Below are 10,943 nucleotides of genomic sequence, written 5' to 3' on the forward strand. Positions count from 1 at the left end.
GCGTATCCATGATGAAGGTCCTCGCGGTGATGACCTACTTCCAGATTAGCCTTCCAACACATAATTGGGACAGCGCCTTTTATCAGCCCTGATTGAGACAATACCAAGCCATCCGGCGATCGCACCCTGCTGGTGGAGCTGGACGGCTTCCACATCTTCGGCGCCTTGCAGGCCGTGATGGGGGAGGACAACCTCTTCTTCCTCCTCGGGGACCAGGCCCTCGATGGCCACGGCAGGACCCTGCCCGCAGCCCGCCTGCTGGAAGGGGGACAACGTCTGCAACAGAGCGATCCCACCGCTCATCCCTATCGCCTGGTGGCGCTCAACGGTTACAAGGAAGTGTTGGCGTTTGCCTGGGCGTACAACCAGGAGAACCTGCTTGCTGCCCCTGTGCTGGCGCTGTTGCTGGGGCTGCTCACCTTCTATCTGAGGGGGCGCAGCGGCTCCCCTCGCAGCGAGCTTGTCAGAGCCATGGCGGCCCGGGAGTTCATCCCCCATCTGCAACCCGTGATGGACAGGCAGGGGCGCCTGCGCGGTTGTGAAGTGTTGATGCGCTGGCGTCATCCCACACAAGGGATGATTGCCCCCAACCACTTCATTCCCCTCGCGGAGGAGTGCGGCTACATAGTGCCGATGACCCGCCAGTTGATGGCCCAGACCCGGGATTATCTGGTCGGGGTGGCCGACAGGCTGCCCCCCGGCTTTCACGTCGCCGTCAATGTCTGCGCCCAGCACTTCAAAAACCAGGACATCGTCGCCGAGTGCCGCGACTTTCTTCGCGCCTTCCCGTGCCAGGATCTGCGCCTGGTGCTCGAGGTGACGGAGCGGGAGATGGTGGATGCGGACGAGCAGACCCGCGTCATCTTCGATGCCCTGGACGAGCTGGGCGTGCTCATCGCCATCGATGACTTTGGCACCGGCCACTCCAGCCTCTGCTATCTGCAGATGTTCCATGTGGACATCATCAAAATCGATCGCAGCTTTATCAAGGGAATGAAAGAGGAAGGCCCCTCCCGCCATATCGTCGAAAACATCCTGGATCTCGCCCATCGCATGGGGCTGGCTCTGGTCGCCGAGGGGGTGGAGACCCAGGAGCAGGTCGAGATGGCACGCCACTATGGCATCGACTACTTGCAGGGCTTCTACTTCGCCAAGCCGCTGCCACCGGCCCAGTTCACTGATCTCCTGGCCAGCGCCACACGCCCGGAGCCATCCCGGCGCCATGCCGGGGTGAGCCTCCTTCCCTAACGGGGGGCGACGGGCAGCCAGTACTCCATGGTGGCGTCGGGCTGCTGGCCGTCAAAGCCGGGGGCATAGCGCTCCAGTTCGAAACCGTCCAGCCCCCGGTATGCCGACTCCGGCAGCCAGTGCAGGATGAACCAGTGCAGGCTCTCCCCCAGCTGGGCAATGGGTCCTTTGTGGGTGAGCACGGCATACTCCTGAGCCGGCACGTTGAGACTCGACAGGCCGGGGGGCGTAGGCGCCGTCGTGGCCACTCCGGCCCAGTAAGGCAGCCGCTCCCCTGCCCCCGACACATCCACCACCCCCAGCCATTCCCTCGACAGGTCCAGCGCCCCCGTCGCGCGCAGCGCTCGCCAGATGGCGGGCACCGTCTGCTGAAAATCCGGTGAGGCATCGAACAACCCCCGGATCGTGCCCCTGACCCCCAACAAGGTGAACGCCGGCAGGCTCTCTATGCGCACCTGCACCAGGTTGGGAGAGGCAGAGCGGGGGACCGCCGCCCGCACCAGAGGCGTGCGCAGCCCCAGCCGCAGGCCCCGCTTGCGATACGCCAGCGGCGAGCAGCCAAATTGCTGCTTGAAGGCGCGGCTGAAACTCACTTCCGAGCCAAACCCGTGATCCAGCGCCACATCCAGCACCCGCAGCCGGGTGGAGAGCAGCGCCTCCGCCGCCATGCTCAGCTTCAGCTCGCGCACATAGTGAGCCACCGTCTGACCCGTCTCATGCAGGAATACCCGTTGCAACTGCCAGCGGGACCAACAGCTCTGCCGGGCCAGCGCCTCCAGGGAGAGCGGCTGATCCAGATTGGCATGGATGTAGTCGAGCACTCGCTCGATGCGGGTGAGGTGGGCGCGCGCCTCGGGTGCCGGCTCACGGAGTGGGTGGGGAGAAGTCGGTGTCATGATGCGCTTGAGACCACGCCAGCAGAGGGCGCTCTGGCCCGGGAGGGCCACATTAAACAGGGGTGTCGCGCCGACCGCAAGGCCGGCGCACCGCCTGGCTATTCATCCCGCCCCGCTCAGGGTAGACGGCTCTGGCCATGCTCGGCAAAGTGGCTGCGAAGGGCGCTGATCACCCGCCGCACCTTCTCCGGGATCTCCCGCTGGGGGGTGATGGCATGGATCTCCATGGGAGGGGCCAAAAAGCCCGGCAGCAGCACGAGCAACCGACCGGTGGCGAGATCTTCTTCTATTTCACCTTCCGGTTGCAGCGAAATCCCCTGCCCTGCCAGGGTGAACTGGCGCAGGGGCAAGACGTTGTTGCACAGCACCCTGGGCTTGGGCTTGATCTTGTGGGCCTCCCCCTTCTCGTCCAGCAGCAGTATCCCGCCCCCCAGCATGTCCGAGGCCAGCCAGTCGTGGGCCAGCAGATCTGCCGGGCTGCGTGGAGTGCCCTTGCGTGCCAGATAGGCGGGCGAGGCACACAGCAGCATCCGGGTCTGACCCAGCCTGCGCGCCACCAGGGTGGAATCTTCAAGCGTGCCGACCCGCAGCGCCACGTCGATGCGATCCTTGATGAGATCCCGCTTCTCGTCGTCGGCAATGATCTGGATGCCCAGGCCGGGGTGAGCCTGCAGCAGCGGCGAGAGCGCCCGCGCCAGGGGCTGGCCCGCCATCCCCACCGGCGCGGTGATCCGCACTTCTCCGAGCAGGCTGTCGCGCACCTCCGAGAGGCGCAGCTCGGTGTCGTTCAGGGTCTGCTGCAACGACTGGCAGCCCTGCCACACCACCTCCCCCGCTTCGGTCAGGCTGAGGCGGCGGGTGGAGCGGTGCAGCAGGGGCAGGCCGAGCTGGCTCTCCAGTTGACTGATATGCTGGCTGACGGCGGACGGGGTCATGCCGAGGGCCTTGGCGGCGCCGGTCATGCTGCCCGCCTCCACCACGGCGGCGAAGATGGCGTAGCGTCTGAGCTGATCCATTATAAAGCCCTGCTTACAAGTGAATGCAATTTTAACTGGATTATTAAATCACACTCGGGGGCGTAGGATAGCCCCATTCCCACAGTGAAGGAGAATTCCCATGAAGATTGCCCTCATCGGTGCCAGCGGTTTTGTCGGTTCAGCCATCCTCCAGGAGGCCGTCAGCCGCGGTCATCAGGTCACCGCCATCGTGCGTGACGTGAGCAAGGTCGCCGCTCACCCGCAAGTCACCGCCGTGGCGGTGGACGCCCAGGACAGCCAGGCACTGGCCAGGGTGCTCAAGGGGCACGATCGGGTGATCAGTGCCTACAACCCGGGCTGGAGTGCCCCGGACATCTACGATCAGTACCTCAAGGGGGCCAGCGCCATCGTGGCCGCCGCCAACGACGCCGGGAGCTGGCTGCTGGTGGTCGGCGGTGCCGGCAGTCTGGAAATCGCCCCGGGCGTGCAGCTGGTGGACACCCCGGAGTTCCCGGCAGAGTGGAAGCAAGGGGCCCTCGCGGCCCGGGATGGTCTCACCGCCCTTCGCCGGGAAACCACCCTCGACTGGCGTTTCGTCTCCCCGCCCGTGTTCCTCGAACCCGGCGAGAAGCGCGGCGGTTACCGCCTTGGCACGGATCAGGTGCTGTTCAGCGGCGAGCAGCCCGCCGGGATCACGGTCGGCGATCTGGCGGACGGGGTGCTGAACGAGGCGCAAGCACCGGCTCACCTGCGCCAGCGTTTCACCCTGGGTTATTGAGGAAAGGCGCGCCAGCAACCCTTCCCATGACAGTCACACGGAGGGAGGCGGATGCCTCCTTCCGCCTTTTCTCTCCCGCGTCTATCCCGTCACGCCAATGTCGCTCTCGCCCGGTACGGCAGATCGCCGCCTGAGCCGCCCGTTGCTCGTTCCATTCGCTCAAGTCCGAATTCCATTTCGAATTTTGTATATAACTAAGAATATTTTGTTGCTTCCACCTTATAACCTCGGACAGTAGCATCACCCTCAACCCAAACGGCGCCACTCAAGAAGAGTGCGCCCCGGTTTCGCAACACCCCGCACGCCGGGGCACGCAGACCCCGTTCACGGAAAGTGAGGAGATGCCCATGACCACCCCATCATTGCCGATCATCGATCTCGCCGCCCTCAAGGGCACCCCGGCTGCACGCAGCCAGATGCTGGCGCAGCTTGGCCAGGCCGCCCGCGAAGTGGGCTTTTTCTATCTGGTGGGCCATGATCTGAGCGAATCGGCGCGCCAGGAGACCCTGGCGCTCGCCGCCCGCTTCTTCGCCCTGCCACTTGAAGAAAAACTGGCGGTGCAGATGGTCCACTCCCCCCACTTTCGCGGCTACAACCAGGTGGGGGCAGAGCTCACCCGGGCACGGCCGGATCTGCGGGAGCAGTTCGATATCATGAACGAGGCCCAGGCCCTGCCTGTGGCGCACATTCGTGAACCCTGGCAGCGCCTCATCGGCCCCAATCAGTGGCCCGCCGCCCTGCCCGAGATGAAAACACGTCTGCTGGCATGGCAGGATCGACTGAGCGACATCACCCTCACCCTGCTGGATGCTTTCGCAGAGGTGCTGGGGCAGCCCGCCGGCGTATTTGACGAGAGCATTCGCGGTGCCCCCTACCAGCACATGAAGCTCATTCACTACCCCGGACAACCGGAAGGCAGCAGTGGTCAGGGGGTAGGTGCCCACAAGGATCCCGGCTACCTGACGCTGGTGATGCAGGACGATCACTCCGGGCTCGAAGTGGAGACGGCGGATGGCTGGATCCCCGCGCCCCCCCCTGCCGGGCACCCTGGTGGTCAACATCGGCGAGCTGCTGGAGCTCGCGTCCGACGGCTACCTCAAGGCCACCCTGCACCGGGTGGTGAGCCCCCCTCCTGGGGTATCGCGCCTCTCCTGCGCCTTCTTCATAGCGGCAAGGCTGGATGCGACTGTGCCACTGCTTAGCCTCTCCCCCGAGCTGGCGGCGCTGGCCGAAGGACCCCAGAGCGATCCCGCCAACCCGCTCTTTTATCAGGTGGGGGAGAACGTGCTCAAGGGGAGGCTGCGCTCCCATCCGGATGTGGCGGCCCGCCACTATGCAGGCGAGCCGCAGCGCAAGCCAGCGCTAGTCTGACAACCCGCCACTCGACATTAAAAAAGGGGCGCGACGGCGCCCCGGAAAACACAAGCAGTCGGGCAACAACCTGGCAATGACGGAGTACAAAAATGAAATTCAAGACCATGAGCGTGCACAGCGGCCAGCGGATCGACCCCCAGACCGGTGCCCTCACCACCCCGCTCTACCAGAGCAGCACCTTCAGCTACTTCAACGCCCAGGCGGGCAAGGAGCGCTTCGCAGGTCAAGCCCCCGGCTTCATCTACAGCCGCTTTGGCAACCCCACCACCGCCGAGCTGGAGCAGAAGCTGGCAGCCCTCGAAGGTGCAGATGAGGCACTGGTGGTGGCCAGCGGCATGGCGGCGGTGAGTGCCATCATGTATGCCCTGGCCGACAGCGGTGATGAAGTGGCCTATATCGGCCCCCTCTACGGCGGCACCGATGCCTTCCTCAAGCAGACCTTCAGCCGCGCCGGCATCAAGATCACCGCCTACGAGAGCGATCAGGCGCTGCTGGCCAACATCCGCCCCGCCACCAAGGTGGTACTCTTTGAAACCCTTACCAACCCAACCCTCAAGGTGGTGGATCCGCGGGTGGTGGTGGAGGCGGCCCGCAAGGTGGGTGCCATCACGGTGTGTGACAACACCTTCCTCACCCCCTATCTGCTGCGCCCGCTCGAGCTTGGCATCGACATCGTCATGCACAGCGGCACCAAGTACCTGGGCGGCCACGGCGACATCATCGCCGGGGTGGTGGCGGGTCGTCATGAGCTGATGAAGTCGATTCGCACCGTGGCCCTCAAGCACATCGGCTCCCCCATCGGCCCCCAGGAGGCCTACCTGCTGCAACGGGGGGTCAAGACCCTTCCCCTGCGCATGGATGCCCACCTGCACAACGCCCAGAAGGTGGCCGAGTTCCTGGATGCCCACCCGGCAGTGAAGAAGGTGATCTACCCGGGCCTTTCCAGCCATCCGGGCCACGATGCCCTCGGCGCCTTCGCCAGCGGCTTTGGCGGCATGGTGAGCATCGAGCTGGAAGGCGGTTTTGAGCGCTGCGCTACCCTGCTCGACAACCTGCAACTCTTCGTGCAGGCGGTGAGCCTCGGCGATCTCGAGAGTCTCGCCTGCCATCCGGCCAGCACCACCCACGCCGCCATGGACGAGGCGAGCCGCCTCGCCGCCGGAGTCAATGACGATCTCATCCGCTTCAGCATCGGGGTGGAAGACGCCGACGATCTGATTGCCGATCTGGCCGCCGCCCTGGCCCTCCTCTGATATCCAGTAGCGATCCAGGGGAGTGACGCAATAAAAAAAGGGAAGGCAATGCCTTCCCTTTCTCTTTTCCGCCCGTCGCCCTCATCAGGCGTCGTGGTAATCCTGGCAGGCGCTCAGGGTGTTCTCCATCAGGCTGGCGACCGTCATGGGGCCCACGCCCCCCGGTACCGGCGTGATGAAGGCGGCGTGATTGCGCGCGGTCTCATACTCCACATCTCCCACCAGGGAGCCGTCCGCAAGGCGGTTGATGCCCACGTCGATCACCAGGGCACCGGGTTTGACCCACTCCCCCGGAATGAAGTTGGGCTTGCCCACCGCCACGACCAGCAAGTCGGCCCGGCGCACCTGGGTCTCCAGATCCTGGGTGAAGCGGTGACAGGTGGTGGTGGTGCAACCGGCCAGCAGCAGCTCCAGCGTCATGGGACGCCCCACGATGTTGGAAGCCCCGACCACCACCGCATGCAGACCGTGGGTCTTGACGCCGGTGGTCTCGATCAGGGTCATGATCCCCTTGGGTGTGCAGGGTCGCAGCGCCGGGATGCGCTGGGCCAGACGACCCACGTTGTAGGGATGGAAGCCATCAACGTCCTTGTCAGGACGAATGCGCTCCAGCACCTGGGTGGTATCGCAATGAGCCGGCAAGGGCAACTGCACCAGGATGCCGTCTACTTCCGGATCCTCGTTGAGCTGGTCGATCAGGGACAGCAGCTCTGCTTGTGTCGCCGTGGCGCTGAGGTCATAGGAGCGGGAAACAAATCCCACCTCTTCACAAGCGCGACGTTTGCTGCCCACATAGACTTGGGAGGCCGGATCCAGCCCCACCAGGATCACCGCCAGACCCGGTGCCCGTTTCCCCTGCGCCAACCGCTGTTGGACTTGCGCGGCGACCTGATTGCGAATCGTTTGCGCAACCTGTTTTCCATCAATGATTTTGGCAGACATCGTTCTTCACTCACCATGTGTTCAACTGCGGCGCATTGTCGCATTTTTTTGGCGCGGGTGTTAGCGGCTCTCGCAGGGAGGGCAATAAGTAGGCACTTGAATTTACTGGCGGAAAAAGTTGTTGACGCTGACTTTGGCGCTTGGGTATGATGCCCGCCCGTTGCCCAGTGGTGCCGCCGAAGGTATGCTGGATGGCGAATTTTCGGTGATTAGCGCAGCCCGGTAGCGCATCTGGTTTGGGACCAGAGGGTCAAAGGTTCGAATCCTTTATCACCGACCAGGTTCATCGGGAAATCCCCGGATTTCTTGATACAACGCGCCCTTAGCTCAGTCGGATAGAGCAACGGCCTTCTAAGCCGTGGGTCGCAGGTTCGAATCCTGCAGGGCGCGCCATTTAAAATGTGTTTTAAATCATTGAGTTATTGACGAAGAGTGTGACTTATCGTCCATTCGGCAGATTATCTCAAGATGACCTTGGCCACGCCTTGGCAGACACAAAATGGCGATGATTTCAGTGGTGGCTGTAGCTCAGTTGGTAGAGTCCCGGATTGTGATTCCGGTTGTCGTGGGTTCGAGCCCCATCAGCCACCCCATTATTTCTCTGTTGTTGCTATCTGTTGCGAAAGAAATGAAAGGCTTGAATATGGCCGGCAACTCATCAGCAAGGCAGACTTCGCGCAATTTATGTGCGGCGATAAACCGGCCCCGCGCCGGTTTTTTTGTTTTAGCGAACAAAATAACGCCTATGGAGGCGGCCTATGTCTCTTCGTAATCCAGCTCGCAAGCAACCCGCTCGCCAGCCCTCCCCCACGACGGGTAACCCCGCCCTCGATCTCTTCCACCGCAACTGGCAAGCGCTCGAAAAGCTACAGGCAAAAATCGACAAGCAAACCCTCAACGGCCGCGATATCTATCAGCGCTTCACCAGCGACATCGAACCCCTTGAGCGTCAACAATGCGAGCTCATCTTTGCCCTCACCAAGCGCCTGGTCGATTTTACGGCTCGCAAGAGCTTTACCCAGTGGCAACGGGAGACCTTGCACCACTGGATCCACGATCTCATCAACTATCTCGAGTCCAATCCGTTTCGTGGCGAGATGGATTTGGCCCCCCTCTATCACCAAATCCAAACCAATACCGCCCTGCACATGGATGACGAACAGCTCGACTATCAGTGTGATGAACTTACCCATATGCTGATGGAAACTTGTGGTCACTGCCCCGAAGACATCGACACCTTGCGCGATATGGTCAAAAACCCCGCTCTGTTGCACGAGTACCTGATAAACGCGGCGAAGCAGAAAATGGCCAACGGGAGTGACACCGCTGGTGAGGAAGAGGATGCCCTCTTCGACGATGATGAGTTGTTTGCCGATGAGTCCCCCTTCGGCGCTGAGCAGCAAGATGCTTTTGCCCACACGCGCACCCGTCGTGAGCAAGAGGAAGAGATGCGCATCGAACAGCTGTTCAGCAAATCCAGCCTCAAGCAGCTCTATCGCAAGCTCGCCCTGGCGCTGCACCCGGATCGGGAACCCGACCCCGCCATGCAGGCGGAAAAGACCCGCATCATGGGCCAACTCAGTCAGGCTTGGGAAAACAAAGAGATGTTCACCCTGTTACAGCTGGCCCACGCTCACCTACCCGAGTTCGATAACCTGCTCAGTGACGAGAACCTCGCTTACCTCAACCCGATGCTGAAACGCCAGCTACGCGAGCTCGAAGTCAGCTACTACGGCGGGCAAGACGGGCTAATGGGCGCGGTGCTGCACAAATTCAAGCAATCATCCAAGAAAAAGACCGAGCAGGCCTTTGCCGAACATCGGGACTATTTGCTGCGTGATATCGATCACCTGACTGCCCAGCTGGCCGAGATCACCACCCTGCAGACCCTCAAACCCTATCTGGCGGCCCGCTGGGATCAGCAGCAAATAAGGTGGCGTGAGGAAGAGGACGATATGGAATGGCTGTTTCGGTAACGGCCAGCGCTGACCGACCATCTCCCCAAACAATCAAGGCGCCACTGGCGCCTTGATTGCTTTCACGCTGCTGGTTTTTACACTGCTTGTTTTTACACTGATCGTGCTATCGGATAGCCAGCCTTAAATCAGGGTCACCTGACGCGCTTTGGCATCAGGCGCCAGCGCCTGTTCCTCATCGTGGATAGTTGTGAAGGGCTCAGGGGAAATGGCGGCTGCCGATGCGATTTTGCGCTGCTCAGCAATACCGATAACCTTCCCGCTAAGTTTTCTCTAAAATAATGGCCAGTAACTCTGCTTAGTTACTGGCCATCGTCTAAATTAAGCGTTCACATCTGGCAACAACGAACTCGGCTTGCCGTTTGAACTAACAAACAACCCCTTTATTGCCCGAGTCGCAGCAACGTGGAGCAAAGCGCGTTCATTAAACAAGGCATCCCGTTGTTCAACAGGATCATCCGATGCAATCGCTTTGGGTTCTGGAACGACGCCATCATTGATGCCGGCGAGGAATACATATTGGAACTCAAGCCCTTTGATTCGGTGCATGGTTGCAATACGGACCCCTTCTTGCTGATCGTTATCCGAACTGTCCTGCCCTAAAACAAAGGTTGGAATTCCTTCGCTGTTCAATGCCGTTGCGTAACGCTCATAGGCATGTCTGGTACGCGCCGTGAGACAAATATCCTGAGAGCGAACCCCATCGGCTAGGGAGGGTGCGAATAAGCACCCTCCACAACGAAACTGAACAAAATAGTTTATTAAATTCAAATACTTACAAAGGCGCATTTTTATGTTTGGTGACTTATTCGCACCTTCCCTAGGAAAGATATATCTAAATAGCATCTGCTTTTGTTTATAACAAATCAAAAGATCGTCATTGTTTATGGAAAGTGCGAACAAGTATCCCACGAACAAAAAATGAAAATTTTAGTCATTTAATATCAATGGGTTACCAGTAAATGCTCTTGTGCCATATGACTTATTCGCACCTTCCTTGGGTGTCCGGGGATGCTGTCTTAATCCCTTTATTAGCAGGGCGAACTTCTGACGATAGACCGATGAATGGTGAGTCTGTGTATCTTGGTCTTAATCCCTTTATTAGCAGGGCGAACTTCTGACGTGCCATTGGCACAGCCGGAGACATACTCGACGCATGTCTTAATCCCTTTATTAGCAGGGCGAACTTCTGACCCACGGGGTTTGGTATCCAAGTCCGGTGAAAGTCTTAATCCCTTTATTAGCAGGGCGAACTTCTGACTTGCCCTGTACGAGGACGATCCCGTACACAAGGCCCTGTCTTAATCCCTTTATTAGCAGGGCGAACTTCTGACTCTTCTCCCTAAATGAGCAAGAGGTGATCAAGTCTTAATCCCTTTATTAGCAGGGCGAACTTCTGACCCTCCTACGAATTCTGGATCTTGATTACCCATGACCCTCAGCCAGCTTCAAGAGCCGATATGGCATCGGAGGGCTTGCCACGACTGCATGCCCCAATT

8 protein-coding genes, 3 tRNA genes, 1 pseudogene and 1 CRISPR repeat array are annotated in these 10,943 nt (G+C 60.4%); of the genes and pseudogenes, 8 read left to right on the forward strand and 4 right to left on the reverse strand.

Annotated features, from left to right (window positions below; all coding sequences use genetic code 11):
- Nucleotides 1-132: 132 nt before the first annotated feature.
- Entirely contained in the window at nt 133-1,248 is a 1,116-nt protein-coding gene (locus tag OKB81_RS16770; RefSeq protein ID WP_160839093.1) for an EAL domain-containing protein, read from the forward strand.
- On the opposite strand, the gene OKB81_RS16775 is transcribed toward OKB81_RS16770, so the two are convergent.
- Together OKB81_RS16775 and OKB81_RS16780 are read right to left on the reverse strand one after the other, a co-directional pair.
- The gene (locus OKB81_RS16775; RefSeq protein WP_160839091.1) at nt 1,245-2,144 is read right to left on the reverse strand and encodes an AraC family transcriptional regulator; all 900 of its coding nucleotides are present in this window, start codon (nt 2,142-2,144) and stop codon (nt 1,245-1,247) included. The genes OKB81_RS16770 and OKB81_RS16775 overlap by 4 nt on opposite strands.
- Nucleotides 2,145-2,260: 116 nt before the next feature.
- The gene (locus tag OKB81_RS16780; RefSeq protein WP_042016607.1) at nt 2,261-3,160 is read right to left on the reverse strand and encodes a LysR family transcriptional regulator; all 900 of its coding nucleotides are present in this window, start codon (nt 3,158-3,160) and stop codon (nt 2,261-2,263) included.
- A gap of 100 nt (nt 3,161-3,260) precedes the next feature.
- Here OKB81_RS16780 and OKB81_RS16785 point away from each other — a divergent pair, with 100 nt between their 5' ends.
- From OKB81_RS16785 to OKB81_RS16795, 3 genes and pseudogenes are all read left to right on the forward strand, one after another.
- Nucleotides 3,261-3,899 carry an NAD(P)-dependent oxidoreductase gene (locus tag OKB81_RS16785; RefSeq protein ID WP_102948527.1) on the forward strand — a complete coding sequence of 213 codons (639 nt, stop codon included), beginning with the start codon at nt 3,261-3,263 and terminating at the stop codon, nt 3,897-3,899.
- A 347-nt stretch (nt 3,900-4,246) separates the two neighbouring features.
- Nucleotides 4,247-5,270 (forward strand): annotated as a pseudogene (locus OKB81_RS16790) (isopenicillin N synthase family dioxygenase).
- 92 nt (nt 5,271-5,362) lie between these two features.
- Complete coding sequence (locus OKB81_RS16795; protein ID WP_160839089.1) at nt 5,363-6,526, forward strand: trans-sulfuration enzyme family protein; 1,164 nt, start codon at nt 5,363-5,365, stop codon at nt 6,524-6,526.
- A gap of 84 nt (nt 6,527-6,610) precedes the next feature.
- On the opposite strand, the gene folD is transcribed toward OKB81_RS16795, so the two are convergent.
- Complete coding sequence (gene folD, locus OKB81_RS16800) at nt 6,611-7,468, reverse strand: bifunctional methylenetetrahydrofolate dehydrogenase/methenyltetrahydrofolate cyclohydrolase FolD (RefSeq protein WP_010674955.1); 858 nt, start codon at nt 7,466-7,468, stop codon at nt 6,611-6,613.
- A 203-nt stretch (nt 7,469-7,671) separates the two neighbouring features.
- On the opposite strand from folD, the gene OKB81_RS16805 reads away from it, so the two are divergent.
- From OKB81_RS16805 to OKB81_RS16820, 4 genes are all read left to right on the forward strand, one after another.
- Nucleotides 7,672-7,748 (forward strand) — tRNA-Pro (locus OKB81_RS16805).
- Between the two features lie 36 nt (nt 7,749-7,784).
- A tRNA-Arg gene (locus OKB81_RS16810) sits at nt 7,785-7,861 on the forward strand.
- A gap of 124 nt (nt 7,862-7,985) precedes the next feature.
- Nucleotides 7,986-8,061: transfer RNA gene (locus OKB81_RS16815), tRNA-His, on the forward strand.
- A 165-nt stretch (nt 8,062-8,226) separates the two neighbouring features.
- The gene (locus OKB81_RS16820; protein ID WP_270805329.1) at nt 8,227-9,444 is read left to right on the forward strand and encodes a J domain-containing protein; all 1,218 of its coding nucleotides are present in this window, start codon (nt 8,227-8,229) and stop codon (nt 9,442-9,444) included.
- A 321-nt stretch (nt 9,445-9,765) separates the two neighbouring features.
- Here OKB81_RS16820 and OKB81_RS16825 read toward each other — a convergent pair whose 3' ends face one another.
- On the reverse strand, nt 9,766-10,347 hold the full coding sequence (locus OKB81_RS16825) for a 3'-5' exonuclease (RefSeq protein WP_270805330.1): 582 nt from the start codon (nt 10,345-10,347) through the stop codon (nt 9,766-9,768).
- Nucleotides 10,348-10,460: 113 nt separating this feature from the next.
- Nucleotides 10,461-10,845: direct repeats of the CRISPR family, unit length 36 nt; unit sequence GTCTTAATCCCTTTATTAGCAGGGCGAACTTCTGAC.
- Nucleotides 10,846-10,943 lie beyond the last annotated feature (98 nt).

The sequence above is a fragment of the Aeromonas sp. QDB56 genome (genome assembly GCF_027705505.1).
GTDB lineage: Bacteria > Pseudomonadota > Gammaproteobacteria > Enterobacterales > Aeromonadaceae > Aeromonas > Aeromonas caviae.